The sequence below is a fragment of the Mesorhizobium sp. M0293 genome, from assembly GCF_040321735.1.
In the GTDB taxonomy this organism is placed as follows: Bacteria; Pseudomonadota; Alphaproteobacteria; order Rhizobiales; family Rhizobiaceae; genus Mesorhizobium.
In genome coordinates, this window is sequence record NZ_JAMYSA010000104.1 from 1 (window position 1) to 20413 (window position 20413).

At 62.7% G+C, this 20413-nt stretch carries 26 protein-coding genes and 1 pseudogene; 9 read left to right on the plus strand and 18 right to left on the minus strand.

Translation table 11 applies throughout. From position 1 onward, the window contains the following. From NKJ06_RS27800 to NKJ06_RS27840, 9 genes are all read right to left on the minus strand, one after another. The coding region (locus NKJ06_RS27800; protein ID WP_352811356.1) for an NAD(P)-binding domain-containing protein at positions 1–1085 on the minus strand (1085 nt) is incomplete at its 3' end. Between the two features lie 44 nt (positions 1086–1129). Beyond that, positions 1130–1450 carry an ArsR/SmtB family transcription factor gene (locus NKJ06_RS27805; protein WP_352628861.1) on the minus strand — a complete coding sequence of 107 codons (321 nt, stop codon included), beginning with the start codon at positions 1448–1450 and terminating at the stop codon, positions 1130–1132. 63 nt (positions 1451–1513) lie between these two features. Further along, complete coding sequence (gene arsC, locus NKJ06_RS27810) at positions 1514–1936, minus strand: arsenate reductase (glutaredoxin) (protein ID WP_352628864.1); 423 nt, start codon at positions 1934–1936, stop codon at positions 1514–1516. Continuing rightward, positions 1933–2685 (minus strand): aquaporin, encoded by a 753-nt coding sequence (locus NKJ06_RS27815; protein WP_352628866.1) that lies wholly within the window; start codon positions 2683–2685, stop codon positions 1933–1935. Before NKJ06_RS27815 ends, arsC begins: the two co-directional genes overlap by 4 nt. A 14-nt stretch (positions 2686–2699) precedes the next feature. After that, positions 2700–3032 (minus strand): ArsR/SmtB family transcription factor, encoded by a 333-nt coding sequence (locus tag NKJ06_RS27820; protein ID WP_352628868.1) that lies wholly within the window; start codon positions 3030–3032, stop codon positions 2700–2702. A 66-nt stretch (positions 3033–3098) separates the two neighbouring features. After that, the gene (locus tag NKJ06_RS27825; RefSeq protein WP_352628870.1) at positions 3099–3797 is read right to left on the minus strand and encodes an RES family NAD+ phosphorylase; all 699 of its coding nucleotides are present in this window, start codon (positions 3795–3797) and stop codon (positions 3099–3101) included. Continuing rightward, on the minus strand, positions 3791–4201 hold the full coding sequence (locus NKJ06_RS27830) for an antitoxin Xre/MbcA/ParS toxin-binding domain-containing protein (protein WP_352628872.1): 411 nt from the start codon (positions 4199–4201) through the stop codon (positions 3791–3793). Before NKJ06_RS27830 ends, NKJ06_RS27825 begins: the two co-directional genes overlap by 7 nt. A gap of 166 nt (positions 4202–4367) precedes the next feature. After that, the gene (locus NKJ06_RS27835; protein WP_352628874.1) at positions 4368–5801 is read right to left on the minus strand and encodes an aldehyde dehydrogenase family protein; all 1434 of its coding nucleotides are present in this window, start codon (positions 5799–5801) and stop codon (positions 4368–4370) included. A 148-nt stretch (positions 5802–5949) separates the two neighbouring features. After that, complete coding sequence (locus NKJ06_RS27840) at positions 5950–6417, minus strand: GNAT family N-acetyltransferase (RefSeq protein ID WP_352628876.1); 468 nt, start codon at positions 6415–6417, stop codon at positions 5950–5952. Between the two features lie 287 nt (positions 6418–6704). On the opposite strand from NKJ06_RS27840, the gene NKJ06_RS27845 reads away from it, so the two are divergent. Together NKJ06_RS27845 and NKJ06_RS27850 are read left to right on the plus strand one after the other, a co-directional pair. Next, the gene (locus tag NKJ06_RS27845) at positions 6705–7295 is read left to right on the plus strand and encodes a cation efflux transmembrane domain-containing protein (RefSeq protein WP_352628878.1); all 591 of its coding nucleotides are present in this window, start codon (positions 6705–6707) and stop codon (positions 7293–7295) included. 255 nt (positions 7296–7550) lie between these two features. Then, positions 7551–7937, plus strand: a complete 387-nt coding sequence (locus NKJ06_RS27850) for an ester cyclase (RefSeq protein ID WP_352628880.1) — start codon at positions 7551–7553, stop codon at positions 7935–7937. Positions 7938–7956: 19 nt separating this feature from the next. Here the strand turns inward: NKJ06_RS27850 and NKJ06_RS27855 are convergent, their stop codons facing one another. Further along, on the minus strand, positions 7957–8763 hold the full coding sequence (locus NKJ06_RS27855; RefSeq protein WP_352628882.1) for a nucleotidyltransferase domain-containing protein: 807 nt from the start codon (positions 8761–8763) through the stop codon (positions 7957–7959). A 160-nt stretch (positions 8764–8923) separates the two neighbouring features. On the opposite strand from NKJ06_RS27855, the gene NKJ06_RS27860 reads away from it, so the two are divergent. The 3 genes from NKJ06_RS27860 to NKJ06_RS27870 all read left to right on the plus strand — a co-directional run bounded on the left by NKJ06_RS27860 (position 8924) and on the right by NKJ06_RS27870 (position 12357). After that, positions 8924–9979: a YeiH family protein gene (locus NKJ06_RS27860; RefSeq protein ID WP_352811359.1), complete on the plus strand. Its 1056-nt coding sequence runs from the start codon at positions 8924–8926 to the stop codon at positions 9977–9979. Positions 9980–10061: 82 nt separating this feature from the next. Then, positions 10062–11111, plus strand: coding sequence for a helix-turn-helix domain-containing protein (locus NKJ06_RS27865; RefSeq protein ID WP_352628887.1), 1050 nt, complete (start codon positions 10062–10064; stop codon positions 11109–11111). A 196-nt stretch (positions 11112–11307) separates the two neighbouring features. Continuing rightward, positions 11308–12357: an alpha/beta hydrolase family protein gene (locus tag NKJ06_RS27870; RefSeq protein WP_352628889.1), complete on the plus strand. Its 1050-nt coding sequence runs from the start codon at positions 11308–11310 to the stop codon at positions 12355–12357. 119 nt (positions 12358–12476) lie between these two features. On the opposite strand, the pseudogene msrC reads toward NKJ06_RS27870, so the two are convergent. The 5 genes and pseudogenes from msrC to NKJ06_RS27895 all read right to left on the minus strand — a co-directional run bounded on the left by msrC (position 12477) and on the right by NKJ06_RS27895 (position 16062). Continuing rightward, a pseudogene (gene msrC / locus NKJ06_RS27875) lies at positions 12477–12975 on the minus strand (free L-methionine (R)-S-oxide reductase MsrC). Between the two features lie 182 nt (positions 12976–13157). Continuing rightward, positions 13158–13472 carry a GYD domain-containing protein gene (locus tag NKJ06_RS27880; RefSeq protein ID WP_352628891.1) on the minus strand — a complete coding sequence of 105 codons (315 nt, stop codon included), beginning with the start codon at positions 13470–13472 and terminating at the stop codon, positions 13158–13160. Between the two features lie 265 nt (positions 13473–13737). Further along, positions 13738–13896, minus strand: a complete 159-nt coding sequence (locus NKJ06_RS27885) for a hypothetical protein (protein ID WP_352628893.1) — start codon at positions 13894–13896, stop codon at positions 13738–13740. 147 nt (positions 13897–14043) lie between these two features. Continuing rightward, a complete protein-coding gene (groL, locus tag NKJ06_RS27890) occupies positions 14044–15666 on the minus strand; it encodes a chaperonin GroEL (RefSeq protein ID WP_352628895.1) in 1623 nt (540 codons plus the stop codon). Positions 15667–15699: 33 nt separating this feature from the next. After that, a complete protein-coding gene (locus tag NKJ06_RS27895; protein ID WP_352628897.1) occupies positions 15700–16062 on the minus strand; it encodes a co-chaperone GroES in 363 nt (120 codons plus the stop codon). A 250-nt stretch (positions 16063–16312) separates the two neighbouring features. Between NKJ06_RS27895 and NKJ06_RS27900 the strand changes: the two genes are divergently transcribed. Together NKJ06_RS27900 and NKJ06_RS27905 are read left to right on the plus strand one after the other, a co-directional pair. Further along, positions 16313–16546 (plus strand): hypothetical protein, encoded by a 234-nt coding sequence (locus tag NKJ06_RS27900; RefSeq protein ID WP_292183401.1) that lies wholly within the window; start codon positions 16313–16315, stop codon positions 16544–16546. A 54-nt stretch (positions 16547–16600) separates the two neighbouring features. Continuing rightward, complete coding sequence (locus tag NKJ06_RS27905; RefSeq protein ID WP_352628899.1) at positions 16601–16867, plus strand: DUF1488 family protein; 267 nt, start codon at positions 16601–16603, stop codon at positions 16865–16867. Here NKJ06_RS27905 and NKJ06_RS27910 read toward each other — a convergent pair whose 3' ends face one another. Genes NKJ06_RS27910 through NKJ06_RS27920 form a run of 3 tightly spaced genes read right to left on the minus strand, consistent with a single transcriptional unit; the run spans position 16868 to position 17596 of the window. Then, positions 16868–17092, minus strand: a complete 225-nt coding sequence (locus tag NKJ06_RS27910) for a DUF6500 family protein (RefSeq protein ID WP_352628901.1) — start codon at positions 17090–17092, stop codon at positions 16868–16870. A gap of 55 nt (positions 17093–17147) precedes the next feature. Continuing rightward, positions 17148–17339 carry a hypothetical protein gene (locus tag NKJ06_RS27915; protein WP_352628903.1) on the minus strand — a complete coding sequence of 64 codons (192 nt, stop codon included), beginning with the start codon at positions 17337–17339 and terminating at the stop codon, positions 17148–17150. Positions 17340–17344: 5 nt separating this feature from the next. Continuing rightward, positions 17345–17596, minus strand: a complete 252-nt coding sequence (locus NKJ06_RS27920; protein ID WP_352628905.1) for a hypothetical protein — start codon at positions 17594–17596, stop codon at positions 17345–17347. Positions 17597–17983: 387 nt separating this feature from the next. Here NKJ06_RS27920 and NKJ06_RS27925 point away from each other — a divergent pair, with 387 nt between their 5' ends. After that, the gene (locus NKJ06_RS27925; protein ID WP_352628907.1) at positions 17984–19027 is read left to right on the plus strand and encodes a LacI family DNA-binding transcriptional regulator; all 1044 of its coding nucleotides are present in this window, start codon (positions 17984–17986) and stop codon (positions 19025–19027) included. A gap of 63 nt (positions 19028–19090) precedes the next feature. Continuing rightward, a complete protein-coding gene (locus NKJ06_RS27930; protein ID WP_352628909.1) occupies positions 19091–20338 on the plus strand; it encodes an ABC transporter substrate-binding protein in 1248 nt (415 codons plus the stop codon). Positions 20339–20413 lie beyond the last annotated feature (75 nt).

The window sequence follows — 20413 nt, forward strand, 5'->3', positions numbered from 1 at the left end:
GGCTCGGGATGGGCGAGTTCCCTGATGCCATGCGCGGGAACCGTGCCGCATGAGTGAAAATTCGGATCGATCAGCGGCGCCAACGCCGGCGGCGCCTCGACGGCGGGATCGAGCGCGATGCGGATTTCGCCGAGGAACGACAGATCGGGCCGGAAGCCAGTGGTGACGACGATGCGGTCGACGGCCAGGCTGAACGGCTTGCCGGCCAGGCTGGCGTCAGCGACGAGCCCCTCGCCTTGCATCTCGCTGCGGTTGACGGCGAAAGGCGCCAGCATGTTCAGCCGGCCATCCGCCATCGCCTGCTTGGCGGCCAGCCCGAGTGCGCCGCGTTCCGGCAACTGGTCGTTCAGCCCGCCGCCGAGCAATCTTTCGACGCTGGCGTGGCGCAGCGCCCAGAAAATCTCGGTGCCGGGCGCAGCGTCCCGCAACTCCATCAGCGCCAGGGCGACGTTGATGGCCGAGTGGCCGCCGCCGATGACGAGGACGCGCTTGCCCGCATAGCTGCTCCTCACTTTGCCGACCACGTCGGGAATGCCATAGGCGATGCGCCCGCGAGCCTCGCCTTCGCCGGGAACCGGCAGCCCGTCGACACCGATAGGGTTTGGCCGCCACCAGGTTCCGGACGCGTCGATGACGGCACGCGCGAGAACGCGGTGCTCGCCGCCGCCATCGCGATAGCGGATGACGAAGGGCGCGTCCTTGCGGCCGTCATTGGCGACCTTGTCATGGCCCTGGCGGGTGATCGCGGTGACCTCGGCGCCGAGCTTCAATTTGGCGGCTATCTCGGGAAGTGCCGCAAGGGGCGCGAGATAATCGCGCACGATCTCGCCGCCGGTCGGCAGGCCTTGGCTGTCAGGCGCCGTCCAGCCGGAGCTGTCGAGCAGCGCCCGCGCCGCCGCATCGATGTTGTATTCCCACGGCGAGAACACCCGTACATGGCCCCATTCGAGCAGTGCCGCACCAACGCTTTCGCCGCGCTCCAGGATGAGCGGACGGATGCCGCGCTCGACCAGATGCGCTGCCGCGGCCAGCCCGACCGGGCCGGCACCGATCACCGCGACGGGAAGGTCTGTCATCATGCTCATAGGTTCGATCCTTCCGGTATCTTCGAATTATACGTCCAAAAAAATCAAGCCAGCGCCTTGGCAACCGCAGGCGCGCAGGTGGTATCGGCGCAGCACTCGTCGGCGAGATAGCCGATCAGCGCATTCATGCCGGGATAGTTGGCGCGGCAGATCAGCGTCGTCGCTTGCCGCTCCTGCGTCACAAGACCGGTGTCGACCAGCCGCTTGAGGTGATGCGAAAGCGTCGAGGACGGAATGTCGAGCTTGCCCTGCACACTGCCGACGGCAAGCCCGTCGTCGCCGGCGCGCACCAGGATGCGATAGAGCTGAAGCCGCGTCGGATTGCCGAGCGCTTCGAGTTGGGCGGCTGCTTTTTCGAGTTTCATGGAAATAAGCTACGCGACACGTTCCGCGCCGTCAACTCAATTTCGAAAATTATGGAAATAGCTTCAGCCAACGCGCTTGCCCGAGGCGTTGACGACCACCTCGCCATCCTCCTTGGTGAACGCGCCGATCTCCGGGTTGGGCAGGATATCCAGCACCTTTTCCGACGGCCGCGCCAACACGACGCCGAGCGGGCTCACCACGATCGGTCGGTTGATCAGGATCGGATGCGCCAGCATGACATCGAGAATCTCCTCGTTGGACCATTTCGGGTCGGCAAGGCCGAGTTCGGCATAGGGCGTGTCCTTCTCGCGCAGCAGGTCGCGCGGTGTCATCCCCATCGCCGCGATCAGTTCGACCAGCCTTTCGCGCGACGGCGGCGTCTTCAGATAGTCGATCACCTCCGGCTCCTTGCCGGATTGCCGGATGATGGCCAGCGTGTTGCGCGACGTGCCGCAGGCCGGGTTGTGATAGATGGTGATGTTCATTTCGAGGCCTTCATCTGTCTGATCGGTTTCGGTTCGGCAAGCAGCCAGCCCGCCAGGGCCAAGGCCAGCAGCGCTCCCAGCAATTCGGCGGCTATGAAACTCGGCAGGTCGATTGGGCGGATGCCAGAAAACGTGTCGGAAAAGGCACGGGCGATGGCGACAGCCGGATTGGCGAATGAGGTCGAGGCCGTGAACCAGTAGGCGGCCGTTATGTAGAGCCCCACCAGCCAGGGGATCGCGTCGGAGCGGAAGCGCAGGCCCGCCAGGATGGTGAAAACGAGACCGAATGCGGCGACTGCCTCCGCGAGCCATTGCCCGGTCCCGGTCCGCACCGTCGCGGAGGCCTGCAGGATCGGCAGTTCGAACATGGCGTGCGCCAAAAACGTCCCGGCGATCCCGCCCACGATTTGGGCTATGGCATAGGCGAGCGCCGCATTCGCCTCGATCTCCCGGCGCAACGCGAACACCAGCGTGACGGCTGGATTGAAATGCGCCCCCGAGATCGGCCCCAGTATCGTGATCAGCACGACGAGGATCGCCCCCGTCGGCAGCGTGTTGCCGAGCAGTGATACCGCGACGTCGTGCGTCAGCCGGGCAGCCATGATGCCGGAGCCGACCACGGTGGCGACCAGCAGCGCGGTCCCCAGCGCTTCCGCGACGATGCGGCGTGGCAAGTCATCCGCAACGAGGTTCGGCCGGCCTTCGGCAGGTTGCGGCCGATCGCGCGCAGGCGCTTGTGGATCGCTCATCGGCGGTTGCTCACCTAGCAGTCACAGGTCACGGCATTGATGACGGGACGGCAGAGTTCCGGCGCGCCGTTGCAGCAATCTTCCATCAGATAGGCCAGCAGGTCGCGCAAGCCGGTCATGTCGGCGACGTAGCGCACGATCCGGCCGTCGCGTTCGGGGCGGATCAGCCCGGCATGGGCGAGCACCTTCAGATGCGCCGACATGGTGTTCTGGACCGTATCCAGCCTTGTCGCGATCTCGCCCGCCGGAATGCCTTGCGGACCGGCGCGCACGAGCAGCCGGAAGACATCCAGCCGCGTCTCCTGGCCAAGCGCGGCTAGCGCGCTCAAAGTATCTTTCTTATCCATATATCCGAATCCTTGGATTTATGGATATCGGCTTCCCCGCGATCTGTAAAGCGTGTCCGCCCGCCGTCAGGTGACCGCCAGCACCTTTCCCGTATCGTGCTGACGCACGAAGTCCACGCGGGCGCCGTCCCAGTGGTAGCTGTAATGTCGGCCCTGCACCGGAATGGTGATTACATCGGGCCAGAAGATGCCGATGCAGCCGCCACCCGGCATGCGCACGCTGTTCCACACCAGCCCGTCGCTACCTGCCGCCCGCAGCGCACACCCTTCCGCCTGCGAGGCGGAATAGTCGTCCGGGTCGAGCACATCAGGTACCGCGTTGACGTCATCGAGGTCGCGGTCGACGCTGCCGATCAGCACGCGGAAATCCGCCGTCCAGCCTGGATCCTCGTTGGTGGCGCGCATGAATTTCTGGTGGTGGTGAATGGTCTCGGCCAGCGCCACGTCCTCGCTGTCACCGGCGTAGTAGATGCCGTAGCTGCCATCCGAGAAGCGTCCGGGCCGCAGCGTCGAACAATGCACGAAGGGCGCCATCACGAAGCTGGCGCCGGGCCCGGAAACCCGCCTCGCGGCGGCCACCTTGCCGAGGTCGCCGATCTCGAACCTTATGCGCGGGTTGGTCTTCGCCTCGACCGAGGCCAGCGCCTCCCAGTCGCGCGGGTCTGCAATGTCCTCGAAGAGGTCTATCGGCGGATGGATGGAGCGGATGATGCGGAAGGTCTGGTGCCAGTCGACGCGGCGACGGACCGCAAGCCCACTCACCATGCACCACGCTCCGCATCAAGCCATTCGCGCATGGCGGCAAGATCGGAAATTTCGCCGCGCAACATCAGGTCGAGCGCCGACTGGCCGCCGAAGGTGGCATTGGGCTTGCGGATCCAGGCATAGCCGCGCGCCGGGTCCGTGAACAAATAGCGCAGGCCCTTGTGGATGCCCATCAGGTGCGCCATCCGGGTGCGCAGGTCACGGTCGATCCTGCCGATGCCGCCTTCCTTCCAGCGTGCCCAGGTGCGGGCCGATATGCCACCTAGCAGGATGCAGGCCTCCAGGTCGGTCAGATTCCAGGCCTTGAACAAATTGACTGTAGTGCGCGCCAGCGCACCCGCCTCTTCATCCGAGATGGCGCTGCCAACCGTGGCCGGCGTCGTGACTATGGACTGAAGCTGCATTTTCTGCTCACTCTGCTATTGGCAGATATATAGCATGTATTTGCCAATTGGCAAGGATGAGATCGAGTCGTGGCGTTGCAAGGCTGCGGTTCCTCGCCCCACGGAGTGCAGCGCCTACTTTCGACAAATGGACAGTGCGCGGGCAGATCGCCGCGCCCTATCGTGCCTACTCGGCCGCCTCATACCCGGCGATGCCCTTGATCTCGAGGAAATCCTCAAGCCCGTATTCGGCGTATTCGCGGCCGTTGCCCGACTGCTTGTAGCCGCCGAACGGCAGGCCGGCGTCCCACTGGGGATAGTTGATGTAGACGTTGCCGGTGCGCATGCGCGCCGCCACTTCGCGCGCCTTCTTCATGTCCTTGGCCTGGATGTAGGAGGCGAGACCGTAGACGGTGTCGTTGGCGGTCTCGATCACCTCGTCGACGCTGTCATAAGGCATGATCGCCAGCACCGGCCCAAAAATCTCCTCGCGCGCGATGCGCATGTCGTGGGTGACGTCGGCGAACACCGTCGGGCGGACATAATAGCCGCGGTTGAGTTCGGCAGGCCGGCCGGTGCCGCCCGCCACCAGCGTCGCACCCCCGTCGATGCCGGCCTGGATCAGGTCCTGTATCTTGTCGAACTGGATCTGGCTCACCACCGGTCCGAGCTTGGTGCCTGCTGCATCGGCGGGGCCGACGGTGAACTTTTCCGCTGCCACCTTGGCATAGCCGGCAGCCTCGTCGTGGCGGTCGCGCGGTACGAACATGCGCGTCGGCGCGTTGCAGGACTGGCCGCTGTTGCTGAAGCAGCCGGCGACGCCCTTGCTGACGGCGCTTGCAAGGTCGACATCCCCGAACAGGATATTGGCCGACTTGCCGCCAAGCTCCTGATGCACGCGCTTGACCGTGTCGGCGGCTGCCTTGGCCACCAGGATGCCGGCACGGGTCGAGCCGGTGAACGACATCATGTCGATGTCGGGATGGCTGGACAGCGCCTGGCCAACGCCCGGACCGTCGCCATTGACGAGGTTGAAGACGCCTTTCGGCACACCAGCCTCGTCCAGAATCTCGGCGAAGATGATGGCGTCGAGCGGCGCGATCTCGGATGGCTTCATCACCATGGTGCAGCCGGCGGCGAGTGCGGGACCGACCTTGCAGGTGATCTGGTTGAGCGGCCAGTTCCACGGCGTGATCAGACCGACGACGCCGATCGGTTCCTTGACCACCAGATGGTTGCCCTTCACGTGGCGAAATTCGAACGTCTTCAGCACGTCCGCCATCTTCTGCAAATGCGCAAGGCCGATGCCGACCTGGCTGTCCAGGGCCATCTGGCGCGGCGCACCCATCTCACGCGACACGGCAATCGCCAGATCGGGGCTACGCTTCTTGTAGATCGCGACGATGCGGTTCAGGAGCTCTAGCCGCTCGCCGACCTCTGTAAATCCGAATGTGTTGAAAGCACGCCTGGCGGCGGCGACCGCCTTGTCGACATCGGCCTTGGAGCCGAGCGATATCTGCGCGAAGGCATCCTCGTTCGACGGATCGATGACGTCCAATGTGTTGGGCACAACAGGATCAACCCACGCACCATCGATATAGAACTGCAGATTGTGTGACATGGTTTTCTCCTTGGCCGCATGGTCGCGCCGGGCCGTAATATCTGGCTAGAGATAACGATGCACAAACGCCGCTGTCAAACGCAACCCCCGAAGTGGTTGAGCCAGTGCGGCAGTGATTGAGCCAGGGGGCCAGTTCGGACCGTCCGCGTCACCCGGCCAGCCGCTTGCTCATATAGACCGTCACGCCATTCATGAACGGCTCTTCGCGGTCGATCGTATAGCCGTGCTTTTTGTAGAGCGATACGTTCGCCTCGAAGGCGCCATTGGTCAGCAGGCGAAGCTCGAGGCGACCCGCTTCGATCGCCTTTTGCTCGGCGCGCTCCAGCAACAGCCGGCCGATCCCCCTGCCCTGCGCATCCGGTGTGACGCAGACATTCTCGATCCAGAGGTGATCGTCGGCGAGGATGGTTTCGATCATCCCGACGATCTGATCGCCCTCGACGGCGAGATCGAACGGATGCTCGGCAACGACCTTGTCGTAGTCGGCGCGCATCGGCAGCGGCTCGCGGCCGATCACCGGCACCCATTTGGCATAGGCGGCGCGCACGATGTCCCTGATCGCGGTGGCATCCGCCGGCTCGGCCGGCCGAAGCCGGATGGAAGAAACGATGGTCATGAAAGTGCTCCAGAATATGAAAACCCCGCCGACCTGTTTGAGGCGGGCGGGGCTGGAAACGAACGAACCGGGTCTATCGTGCCGGTCTTCGTCGTTGCGCAATCAGCTCGCCGCTCCGCATCGTGCAGGGACGGCGTCGCTTGTCGTTGGTGGGCGCAAAGACGAACATGGCGTCAAGCTGGAGCATGCAGCGGGGCGCTGTCAAGACGGCTGCTCGATCGGTAATGTCTCATCTAATGGAATCGCTGCAGGCTGCGCGGTAACGGCGATTGATCGATGGACAAAACATGACCGGAACACTGAACAAGGCGGTGCGGATGGTTGCCATCCTGAACCTGGCCTATTTCGGAATCGAGTTTGCCGTAGCCGTCTGGATCGGGTCGGTATCGCTGTTCGCCGACAGCATCGATTTTCTGGAGGATGCATCCATCAACCTCCTGATCATGGTCGCGCTGGGCTGGACCATCCGCAACAGAGCGCGGCTCGGAATGGCGCTGGCGGGAATACTTCTGATCCCGGCTTTGGCGACCTTGTGGACGGCCTGGGAGAAATTCAACATTCCAATCCCGCCAGCGCCCGTTCCGCTGACGCTTACCGCGGCTGGCGCGATCCTCGTCAACCTGTCGTGCGCGCTTATGCTCGCTCGCTATCGCCATCACAGCGGCAGCCTTACCCGTGCAGCCTTCCTCTCGGCGCGCAACGATGTCCTGGCGAATGTCGCAATCGTTGCCGCCGGCCTGGTCACGGCATTTGTGTGGAACTCGGCTTGGCCCGATATCGTCATCGGCCTCGCAATTGCCGTCATGAATGCGGATGCCGCCCGCGAAGTCTTCACGGCCGCGAGACGCGAGCTCTCGGAAAGCCAAATTTCAAGCTGAGACGCTCCCGCCGATCCGGGCGTAGAGCGCGCGCACGCTCGCGGCGACATCGGCCTCGACCTATGCTGGGCTCTATGCCTGGAAAAGCCCGTCGCATGAATCCGTTCGAACGCGACGCGCTTTAGGAGTCGGCTGACGGCTGACGGCCGCCCCTCTTGGCACCAACAGCGCAATCCATCTGGATTGAATCTGCCGTCGTTCTATCTTCTTGTTCGAGCATGAGCTTTTCCAAGACGCAAGCACCGGAGCAATGCCGTGACCGACACCGACCTCGCCGACGCCTATCGAGGCTACATCGAGTGCCTCAACAATCAGGATTGGGCGCGGCTGCATCGCTTCGTCCATGACGAGGTCCACTACAATGGCGACCGGGTCGGGCTGGCGGGTTATCGCAAGATGCTGGAGCGGGATTTTTCCGAGATTCCGGACCTCTATTTCGACATCCAGCTGCTGATCTCGGATACGCCCTTCATAGCCAGCCGGCTCCAATTCAACTGCACGCCGATCGGAACCTTCCTTGGCCTGCCCGTCAACGGCAGAAAGGTCTCTTTCAGCGAGAACGTCTTCTATGAATTTCTGGACGACAGGATCAGGCACGTCTGGTCGGTCATCGACAAGACGGCTATCGAAGCGCAGCTTTGACCAGGATCGGACCTCCCCGTCAGGCCAAGCCAGCCGGCCTTTTCAGCCCCACTTCGCGCTCGATATGTCTCCAGGTGGCGTCCTCGAAAGCTTGTGGCCATTCGATGTCCCAGCGGGCGGCCAGTTTGCGGGCACGCGGCACGAAGGCATTGGCGCAGGCCAGATGCGCCGCGATGATTGACTGCCGTGTCGGCGCCACCGGAGGAATGGTCGCCAGCAGGCCGAGCTGTTCTTCGGACAGCCGGCGGCTCCATGCCAGCATGCCGCCCTTGTCCGCCCGCTCGACCTCTTCGCTCAACAGGTTGAACAGCATCATGCGCAGCAGCTCGACACCGGCGACGCTGAGCAGGTATTCCTGACGGCCGGCCGCGACGGAGAGCAGGCCGAAGACGCGGAAAAACTCGTTGATGAGATAGGCGACATATCCTTTGTTGGGGCCGGGCCACGCGATCGTGGCCGGCAAACTGTCGTACAGGCCATGCCGGTCGATCAAAGGTTCCAGCGTATCTCTGCCTCGCTTCTTCAGGGCTTCCGCGTCGGTCGAGATGAGGTCGATGCGCTGCCATTGATCGGTAATGGCGTTGAACAGGCGCTCGTCCTTGCCCGTCTCGTTCCAGAACACGACCGGCGCGATCGCTTCGAGACGCTGCCGCCATGCCGCGTTGAACGCGGCCTGATCGTCGCGCGCGACGATGGCGATCAGGTCGATGTCGCTGTAGCGATCGGCCTGCCCCTTGCCGAAGCTGCCGCCGACAAACAGCGCCATCACGCTCGGGTCGTTTTCGAGGGCGCGGCCGATCTTCCCGATGAACTCATCTTGCCACACGATGCGGTCTCCATCTCGCCGGTTCGAGACTATGTCGCATTGGCCAGACTTGGAAAGACGCCAATCGTTCATAAAAATCGATCATTCTAACGAGAATAATTCGTTGGAAAGATTGTTTCAGGAATGGCATTCCTCCGACATACCCGCCCGGAGCATTGCATTGTCTTCCTTTATCCACATCGCGAACGATATTCCGAAAAGCCTGATTTCCGCCGAACTCGCCCAAGGACGAAAATCTCTCGACTGGAACGGCATCGTCCCCGGCGTCGTCTTGGTCGCGATGATTACAGCCGTCGCCTTCTCGGCCCGCAATGTCTCCGGCTTCGCTTTGTTCAGCCCGATGATCCTCGCCGTCGTCGCCGGCATGATCTACTCCAACGTGCTCGGCACGCCCGTCCACGCCAAGGCCGGCATCGCCTTTTCGCAGCGCCGGCTCTTGCGCTTCGCCATCGTCCTGCTCGGCTTCCAGTTGACGCTTGGCCAGGTGGTGTCGATCGGCGCTGGCGGCGTCGGCATTGTCGCTGCCACGCTCGGCGCCACTTTCGTCTTCACCATCACGCTCGGTCGGCTGATCGGCGTCGACGCCAAGCTGGCGCAGCTGATTGCCGCCGGCACCTCGATCTGCGGCGCCTCGGCCATCGTCGCCACCAACATCGTCACCGATGCGCGTGACGAAGACGTCACCTACGCCGTTGCCTCAATTACGCTGTTCGGCACCGTTGCCATGCTCGGCTTCCCGCTCATGGCGCCCATGCTCGGCCTCGACCAGCACGCTTTCGGCCTGTGGGCAGGCGCTTCGATCCATGAAGTGGCGCAAGTCATCGGCGCCGGCTTCCAGAACGGCACCCAGTCCGGCGAGATCGCCACCGTCGCCAAACTGACCCGCGTCGCCATGCTGGCGCCGATGGTCATCGCGCTCGGCCTGATGGCCCGCCGCAAAAGCAGCGGTCAGGCAGCCGCACGGCCGCCCATGCCATGGTTCGTCGCCGCCTTCATCGCCGTCGTCGCGCTAAACAGCCTGGTCACGGTGCCGGCCGAGGTGAAATCGGCAATGGCGCTCGCCACCACCATCATGCTGACCATGGGTCTGGCCGCCATGGGCCTTCAGGCCGATATTTCGCAGTTGCGCTCACGCGGCATGCGCCCGCTGGCGCTCGCCTTCTCGGCCTTCCTGTTCATCGGCTGCTTCAGCCTGCTGCTGGTGAAATTCGCCTAGAGCGACGCTTAATCGGCGAGTTTGGAAATCAAATCATATCGGTTACGGTCCGCGCATCAGCACGCGAGCCCGCAACCGACCCATGCCGTTCATTCCTCTGCCCTTCGTCGTCGCCTTGTTGCTGTTCATCCTGCTTTGGGTAGTCGCCAGGCGCGGGGATGAGTCAACACCGAACCTGCCGTTTCTCGGCCTGATCCTGCTCGCCGCGGTGCAATCGGTGTTCACCGGACTGCGCTGGGGGTATGGCATAAGCGAAGTGGGCTATATCGCGCCCGTGTCCGCCGCGATCATGCCGTCGCTGCTCTATGCCGGCGTCTCGAAGCTCGCCCGCGCCAGCGACCGCCGATGGCCGGCCCTGCTGGCGCTCCATGCAACGCCAGCCATCATCGTCTTCCTACTGGTGAGTCTTTGGCGCGACGCGGTCGACGTGGCGCTGATATCGATCGATTTTGTCTACGCCGCCGCCATTCTCTGGTTGCTCCGGTCCGGCGCCGACGACCTTCGCCTGGCGCCTTTCGATGGCGCGGTCCCGGCCTACCGCGCCATCATCGCCGCGGCGGTGGCCCTTTGCCTGTCGGGCATGGTCGATGTGCTGGTTTCCCTCGAAATGGCGTCCGGGCATGGCGCCCGAGCGGCGATGGTGATCGGCGTCGCCAATCTTTTCATGCTCGTCCTTGTTGGTGTGGCGGCGGCGGCGGCCAGCCAAAGCCATGTCCCGCGCAACGCCGCCGAGCCCGCCGATGTCTCATCCCCGCCCGATGCCGGCGAAGACGCCGAGACGATCGCCAGGGTCAACGAACTGATGCAGGAGAAAAAGCTCTATCGCGACGCCAATCTCAACCTCAACCGCCTTGCCCGGCGCGCCGGAGTTCCGGCGCGGCAGATTTCGGCGACGATCAACCGGGCCACAGCCAGTAACGTCTCGCAATATGTCAACCAGTACCGCATCGCCGAGGCCTGCCGGCTGCTTACCGAGACTGATCAGTCCGTGACCGAGATCATGCTTGCGGTCGGATTCCAGACCAAGTCGAACTTCAACCGCGAGTTCCGCCGCGTGACGGACATCACCCCGCTCGCCTGGCGGGACCGGAACGCGCAATCGCCCTCGCTAGCGAGCACTGTGGGCGGCTAGCGGCGCTATTTCCCACGGAATGGTACTCAATCGCGATAAAGCACGTACTCGATCGCGATCGAGGACGCAGGCTTCGCTCCGATCCGCTGATATCGGGGCATCGACACAGCAACCGAACACAAGTGCCAACCGGCCCCGGAGCTGAAGACTCCGGGCTCTCCAGCCATGGCGAACGCGTTCGACAACGGAGACCTCAATGAAATTCTGGACCATGCTCTGCGCCATCATCGTCTCGACAATGCTGATGCAACATCCGGCCAACGCCGGCGACACTGTCGGCGTTCGTCAGTTGTCCGTCGCGTCCACGGAGCGCGGCATCGATCTCGACGTGACGGTCTGGTACCCGGCCCAACTTGGCGGCGAAACGGTTTCGCTCGGCGACAGCAAGCTTTTCGTCGGCACGTCAGCCATGCGCGATGCGCCAATAACAGACGCAAAGTTCCCGCTCATCCTGCTGTCACACGGCGCAGGTCTGGCGGGAAACCCGCAAGCCTTGAGCTGGATCGCGACGCCCTTGGCCAGGCAGGGATTCGTCGTCGCAGCTCCGACGCATCCGGGAAATACGGGGAAAAACAGATCCGCCGCCGAGACGATGAAGCTCTGGTTGCGGCCTGCCGATCTCACGGCAACCTTGACCGCAGTGGAAAAGGAAGCGTTTTTCAGAGATCACCTTGAACAAGGCAAAGTTGCCGCCCTTGGCCTTTCCATGGGCGGCAACACGGCTCTGGCGATAGCCGGCGCCCGCGTCGACCCGAAATTGCTCGCGGCCTATTGCGATACGGACCTGCTCAATGCTTCGCTTTGCGAGTGGGTCAGGCAAAGTGGAGTCGATCTCCATGCCATGGATTTGCAGCCGGCCGGCCGTGATAACCGGGATGGGCGCATTCGCTTCGCCATGGCGATCGACCCCGCTCCAACCGATATCTTCGACGTCAAAAGCTTTGCCGGCATCAGCATTCCGGTCGATATCGTCAATCTTGGCCGTCCGGGAAAGATCCCCGCTGCCGCAGATGCCTCCGGAATCGCAAAAGCGATGTCAGAGGCGAGCTATGCGACGGTTGAGGATGCCAGCCATTACAGCATGTTCGCCGAATGCAAACCCGGCGCTCCCGGCATCATCGCCTCCGAACAGATCGGCGACCCAGTGTGCGACGATGGCGAAGGACGATCGCGCAGCGAGATTCACGCGCAGCTGATCGATATGGCGGCCGCAGCTTTCACGCGCGCGCTGAAGATCGATCCGTAGATGCGCCTGACAGGGCCGACGCACAACTGCCGGCCTGCCCACTCGGGTGCGGAGATGTCCGGCAGGGCAGAGGGGCGCCGCAGACTCCACGGCTGGTGCTCGATCTTGCACCGAGCCGTTCAGTCCTCGAACGAACTCGCCGCTGCATAGATCGCCGCCAGCGTCTCGATGCCCCGCCTGGTCGGCCTTGTCGAAGCGGGCCGGCAGCGGGCTATCGAGATCGAGCACGCCGAAGACGCCTTCATCGTCCTCGAGCAGCACGACCAGTTCCGAGCGCGAGTCGGCATCGCAGGCGATGTGGCCGGGGAAATCATGCACATCCTTGATCAGCATCGAGGTGCCGAGTTCGACCGCGGTTCCGCACACACCCTTGCCGACGGCGATGCGCACGCAGGCCGGCTTGCCCTGGAACGGCCCGAGCACCATTTCCTCGTCCGACTGCAGGAAATAGAAGCCGGCCCAGTTGAGGTCCGGCACCATCTGGAAGATCAGCGCCGCGGTGTTGGCGGCGTTGGCGATCGAATCGCGCTCGCCCTCGAGCAGCGCCTTAAGCTGGGCGGCGAGGTCGCGGTAGAACGCGGCCTTGTCCGACGTGTCGATGGCCTTGGCCGCACACATGGCTGGTCTCCGTACTCAGAATCGCGGTTGCGTTTCCGCAAGCTCTCTGCACCAAACGACCACCGGACGATACTAGCTTGAATTCCAGTCGCCGCGAAACTCGGAAGAAGATGCCCTGTCCGACACTCGGCAGCACGGCACGTCCATCGAACCGTGCTGCCTTGATCAAGAAGGCAAGTCCATCAGCCGGCGGGTTTGTACGCGCCGGCAGCCTTGTTGGCAGCCGCGAGCACTGCCTTCATGTCGAGTTCTTCCAGTACAACCATCTCGGTCAGCGAGCCGCTTGCTCGCACCGCAAGGGACATGCCAATCCCGGCTGACTGGTCCGGCACCTCGCCATTGACGACGACGTCATAGATGCCGCGCGTGAACATCACGCTGGCCACCTTGCCGCCAACGCTTTCAAAAAGCGCCTTGACCGCAGCCTGCCTGTCCGAGCCTTGCATCAATCCTTTGGCGGCATGAGGCGCATAGTTTGCCAAAATAGTCACTTTCATGGGTATTTCCTCCAAATGTCACTGTCTCGTGGCTGCTCCATAATTCGAGCGGCACGGAGTGATTTTTTCGGTAACAATTGCAGGCGCCCTTGGACGCGTTGGCGGCCGAGGGCCTACTGCCTGAGAAATATGCGCCTTAGCTAATATAATGACAATACTAGACAGGCCGATGGCGGCCACCGGGATTGCGGAGGTCATCCGGCTGGATCACGGCTCGGCCAATGGCGTCGAGCTCGAGCCGGAAAGTGGCGGCGGTGCCGCAGAATCACATCGGGCGTTTGGGTTCGCTCTTTGATGGCGTCGCCGTGTTGGAATCAAATTTCTTGTGCTTGTCGGCGGCAATCCTGCGGATGCGGTCGAAGCGGCTTTCCTCGGTTTTTTCGGTCGTGACGACCGTCTCTGGCTTCCGCACGAACGTGATCATGGATCCGTCTCCTGGGCTAGAGGCCTGCACGCCGGGAGAAAATACCCCCGGCGGTAGTTATCCAGGCTCCAATGAAGAGCCGGGGCTGATTCAGGTCAGGCCTGAAAGTGACTTCTATGAAGCCACCTTCGCAGGCCGACTGAATCTTTAGTAGCCGCCCATGCCGCCGCCTGCCGGTGCGGCATCCTTGGCCGGGATGTCGGAGATCATCGCCTCGGCGGTGATCAGAAGGGCGGCGATTGAGCCGGCATCCTGAAGTGCGGTGCGCACCACCTTCGCCGGATCGACGATGCCTGCCTTGATCATGTCGACATACACCTCGTTCTGGGCGTCGAAGCCCTGATTGTGGTCCTTGCTGTCGGTGAGCTTGCCGACGACGATCGAGCCTTCGACGCCGGAATTCTCGGCGATCTGGCGGATCGGCGCTTCGAGCGCGCGTAGCACGATCGAGATGCCAGCGGTGACATCGGCATTGGCGCCATTCAAGCCGGCCAGTGCCGACCTGGCACGCAGCAATGCCACGCCGCCGCCAGGCACGATACCTTCTTCAACCGCCGCACGCGTCGCGTTCAGAGCGTCGTCGATGCGGTCCTTCTTTTCCTTCACTTCCGACTCGGTGGCGCCGCCGACACGGATGACGGCAACGCCGCCGGCGAGCTTGGCCAGCCGCTCCTGCAGCTTTTCTTTGTCATAGTCCGAGGTGGTCTCCTCGATCTGGCCCTTGATCTGGGCGACACGCGCCTGGATGGTCTCCTTGGTGCCGGCGCCGTCGATGATCGTGGTGGTGTCCTTGTCGATCAGCACGCGCTTGGCGCGGCCGAGCATTTCGATGGTGACATTCTCCAGCTTGATGCCGAGATCGTCCGAGATCATCTGGCCGGCGGTGAGCACGGCGATGTCTTCCAGCATCGCCTTGCGGCGGTCGCCGAAGCCCGGCGCCTTGACGGCCGCGACCTTGAGGCCGCCGCGCAATTTGTTGACGACCAGCGTGGCCAGAGCCTCGCCCTCGACGTCCTCGGAGATGATCAGCAGCGGCCTGCCGCTCTGCACCACAGCTTCGAGGATCGGCAGCATCGCCTGTAGATTGCCGAGCTTCTTCTCGTGGATGAGCACGTAAGGCTCTTCCAGTTCGACGCGCATCTTGTCGGCATTGGTGACGAAATAGGGCGAGAGATAACCACGGTCGAACTGCATGCCCTCGACGACGTCGAGTTCGGTCTCCGCGGTCTTGGCTTCCTCGACGGTGATGACGCCGTCATTGCCGACCTTGTCCATCGCCTTGGCGATCATCTCGCCGACGCTGGCATCGCCATTGGCGGCGATGGTGCCGACCTGTGAGATCTCAGCCGACGACTTGACCTTCTTGGCCCGCGCCTGGATTTCCTTGACCACGGCGGAAACCGCCTGGTCGATGCCGCGCTTGAGGTCCATCGGGTTCATGCCGGCGGCGACCAGCTTGGCGCCTTCGCGCAGGATCGAGGCGGCCAGCACCGTTGCGGTGGTGGTGCCGTCACCGGCGAGGTCGTTGGTCTTCGAGGCCACTTCGCGCACCATTTGCGCGCCCATGTTCTCGAACTTGTCGGCAAGCTCGATTTCCTTGGCGACGGTGACGCCGTCCTTGGTGATGCGCGGCGCGCCATAGGCCTTGTCGATGATGACGTTGCGGCCCTTGGGACCGAGCGTGACCTTCACAGCATTGTTGAGGATCTCGACGCCGCGCAGCATGCGGTCACGCGCATCGGTGGAGAATTTGATTTCCTTGGCAGACATGATTTTTATCCAGTTCGTTCGGAGAAAATGGGATCAGGCGGCCTTCTTGGCAGCCACGGTCTTGTCGGTGACGCCCGTCTCGCTCTTGTCGATGACGCCAGTCTCGCTCTTGTCGATGACGCCCATGATGTCGGCTTCCTTCATGATCAGAAGGTCCTCGCCGTCGATCTTGACCTCGGTGCCCGACCATTTGCCGAACAGGATGAAGTCGCCGGCCTTGACGTCGAGCGCAACAAGCATGCCATTTTCGTCGCGTGCGCCAGGCCCAACGGCGATGACTTCGCCTTCCTGCGGCTTTTCCTTGGCATTATCGGGAATGATGATACCGCCCTTGGATTTGATATCGCCTTCGGCGCGACGAATGACGACGCGGTCGTGGAGTGGCCGAAATTTCATGGGAACTTTCTTTCTGGGGCCGGCACAGGCGGCCACGCCCCTCCTCTATAAACGCGTTGGCACTCGATAGATAGGAGTGCCAAAAATTATTCGCGACCGAAATTAAATAATCAAAAGTATTATTTCGGCAGCCGGTTTCGTGATATCGCCGATTGGTCAAATATTTCAAAAGATTGAATTTTGCCGATCGAGTGCCTATTTATCGGACAAGTTCACTTTCACGATTTCAGGCATAAGGGAGATTTTTACGATGGCCGAAGGTAATCAGACGATCATGGAAAAAGCTGAAGCCCGCTTTGTCGACAAGCAGAAGAAGACAGCGGAGAAAAACAAGGCAACCGCCGAATACATGTCCGAAGCGAGGGCCCGGGAGATCAAGACGGCAAGGCTCAGGGAGTTGCGGCTGGCCAAGGAAGAGGCCGACCGCGTCGCCGAGGCCCTCAATCCGACGCCGAAAAAGAAGCGGGTGACCAAGAAAGCCTAAGCAATTCCGCAGCGGTTCTCCGACCGGAATTGCGCCAGAACAAGGGAGCAAGACATGAGTCTCACCTTCCCCAACCGCAGCCGCAGCTATGACGAAGCCGGCCGGCGGATCCGTTTCGTCGGACATGACGGCATGTTCCAGATCTCCTTCTCGGTCGCCGCCGACGCCATGGCCAAGATGCGGCCGGGAACTGCTGCCGATGAAGCCGGCTACCTCGCCACATTCGACACCGAGAGCAGCGCCATCCGCGAGGTGGCATCGAAGGCCTACGACCGCACCCACAAGAGCATGTATGTGCTGACGGCAGCCGATTTCGGTTGATCAGCCGAGGTCCATCTTCTCGACCATCGTGCGTATCTTTTCAGCCTTTTCGAAATGGTCGAGGCGGTGGGTTCTGATCCACCATTCGGCGGCTTCCATCAAGAGTTCGGGGTCGTGGTTCCTGTTGGCGAAGAACGCATAGAACGACACGCCGACGCCGGTCCCTTTTTCCGAGAGCTTGCGGTCGCAGACCTCCAGTATCTTCTGCTTCAGGCTGGCTCTCACGGGAATCCCTTGATTTGCTGTGCGCGGGCTGTCGCAGGCGAAAGTCGATACGGGATCAGGGCTTGCGCTCGGCCCGTTCGCGGCGTTTGACGTCGCGGACATTCATCTGCACGACCATGTCCTCGGCCTCACGCGGGCCCATCCCGACCATCACCTTTTGCCGGACCACGGCAGGCTGGCCGGTGAAGACGTCGATGATGCTCCAGCTTTGTGGAAGCTCCATGCGCAGCGTGTAGCGGTTGGCCATCTCGATCAGCCCTGCATCATGAAAAACACGGCGCCCAGGATCAGCACCGTCCAGGCGATGACCGACAGTTTCAGCACCATGCCGCCATGCGCGGCCAGAAACTCCCGCAGGCGCGACACGACACCTGTCGACCGGACCGGCGCCGCCGCGAAGGCGACAGAGGCCTTGAGGCCCAGTTTTCCAAAGACAGGCAGCAGCGACGGTTCACGCACGAAAATGACCTCGAATATCGGGAAGAGCGGAGCAAGGACGCTCACGCCTCTTCCATAGCACTCTTTTCGCGATCGCCCTGCATGCCAAATGAAAATAGGCGCCACCGATTGCACTGGTGAAAGACGTGACGGGCGACAGCTTCCGACCGCCGCCGCGAACCGGAACATGCCCGGTTGGCGGCGCCCTTCATCATGCATATTCCAAACACGCAAGGAGCAGCGCGGGGTTCGTGAACGGGTGATGCGGCGAATTCCAAACCTGAAGTCATTGCCTGTCCAGGCCACTTTTCCGCTTGAACGACCATCAGATCTGGCTTAGCCTTGGTTTGAGAAAAGGTTTTTCCAAACATTTCCGATCGGGCTTGGCCATGTGCCGGGCCTCGCTCGGACCAGCAAGAGAAAACCTTTTCCCAGCTAAGGATTCTCTGCGCGATGGCATCGGACGATCTGCCTGTCCCGGTCTTTTCCAAGCCAGTCACCTTGCGTGACGTGGCGGCGCAGGCTGGCGTCAGCGTCGCCACCGCCTCGAAGGCGCTCAACGACCAAGGGCGGATGACCGCCGAGACGCGCGAACGCATTCGCGAGACGGCCCGCCGGCTCGGCTTCCGGCCCAACAGCCTGGCGCAGAGCCTGCTCAGGCGGCGCAGCTTCACCGTCGGCCTGCTTACCAATGATACTTATGGCCGCTTCTCGCTGCCGCTGATGTCGGGCATTTCGGACGCGCTGGTCGACAATGGCGTCTCGGTGTTCCTGTGCAATGTCGAGGAGGATCCGCGGCTGGGCCAGATGCATGTCGACGCCATGCTCGACAAGCGCGTCGACGGCATCATCGCCACCGGCAAGCGCATCGACCGCCATCTGCCCGTCGACCTCGGCAATCTGCGCGTCCCGGTGATCTATGCCTTCACGCAGCCCGATCCCGACGCGATCGCCTTCGTCTCGGACGACGCCGACGGCGCCAGGCTGGCGGTCGAGCATCTGTTCCGGCTGGGCTGGAAGCGCATCGCCCATGTCACAGGACCGGCGAGCTTTGCCGTGGTGCATGCGCGGGCGCAGGCTTACCGCGACGTGCTGATCGAAAACGGCCTGCCGGTCACCGAGCCGCTGCTCGGCTCCTGGTCGGAAGCCTGGGGCCATCGGGCGGTAGCGCAACTGTTCGACGGCAAAAGCGAGAGGCCGGACGCCGTCTTTTGCGGCAACGACCAGATCGCGCGCGGCGTCATCGATGCCTTGCGCGAACGGGGCCTTGGCGTCCCCGGCGATGTCGGCGTCATCGGTTTCGACAATTGGGAGATCGTGGCCGAGGCGACACGCCCGCCGCTGACCTCTGTCGACATGAACCTGGTCGCACTCGGGCGCGAGGCCGGGCTGACCCTGCTTTCGCTGGTCGGCGGCAAGCCCGCCGCACCGGGCATTCGAAAACTGCCGTGCCGGCTGGTGGTGCGGCAGTCATGCGGCCATCCGCTGGATGGCTGAAGACGAAGCGCCGCGTGATCGGCGCCAAGCCGCGAACCGCGGACAACCAAGGAGGAGGAGAACATGAGGAACCTGATTGCCAAACTGACCCTGGCCGCTGCCGTTCTGGGTAGTGGTCTCGGCACTGCCGCCGCCGAGACGGCCAACATCTGGGTGCGCGCCGACGGCTCGAATTTCATGCCGAGGATCGTCGACGCCTACAACAAAGCGCACACCAACCAGGTCAAGCTCGACATCATCCCCAATGCCGAGATCATCCCGAAATATGGTGCAGCGGCCGCCGGCGGCACGGCGCCCGACGCGCTGTCGCTCGACCTGATCTACACGCCGTCCTTCGCCGCTGCCGGCCAGTTGGAGGATATCACCGACTGGGCCAAGTCCCTGCCCTATTTCGCTAGCCTGTCGCCGGCGCATGTGAAGACCGGCACCTACAAGGATCACATTTACGGCCTGCCCTTCTCCGCCGACGCCTCGGTGCTGATCTGGAACAAGAAGCTGTTCAAGCAGGCCGGCCTCGATCCTGAAAAAGGCCCGGCGAACTGGGCCGAGATCGCGGCCGACGCCGAGAAGGTCAACGCGCTCGGCGGCAACATCAAGGGCTTCTACTTCTCCGGCAATTGCGGTGGCTGCAACATCTTCACCTTCACGCCGCTGATCTGGGCGTCGGGCGGTGACATCCTCTCGGAAGACGGCTCGAAGGCGACGCTGGATAGCCCGCAATTGCGCGGGGCCATCGATCTATACCGCTCGATGGTCAAGAAGGACCTGGTACCGGCAGGCGCGCAGACCGACACCGGCGCCAACTTCTTTGCCGCCTTCGCCGCCGGCAATATCGGCATCTCGCCGTCCGGCGCCTTCGCCATCGGCGCGCTCAATACCCAGTATCCCGATATCGACTACGGCGTCACCTTCCTGCCGGGCAAGGATAGCGGCTGGTCGTCCTTCGCCGGCGGCGACAATTTCGTTGTCACCAAAGGCACCACCAAGCTGCCCGTGGTGAAGGAGTTCCTCGATTTCGCCTACTCGCTCGAGGGCCAGACGATCCTCGCCAAATACGGCAGCCTGCCGGTGCGCGGCGACATCGCCAAGGAAGCGCTGAAGGATCTCGATCCGCGTTACCAGATCGCCGCCGAAGCCATGGCCAAGGGCCGCACGCCCTATTCGGTGGTGTTCAACGACCTGATCAACTCCGCCAACGGGCCGTGGACGCAGATGATCAACGAAGTCTTCTTTGGCGACGACGTCGATGGCGCCATCGCCAATGCGCAGGAGACGATGCAGTCGATCATCGACCAGGCGCCGCAGAAGTAAGCGCCGCCCCACCTCCCCCTCGAGGGGAGGTCGGACCGCAGGTCCGGGTGGGGTCGTCTCGGCAGTGCTCGACGT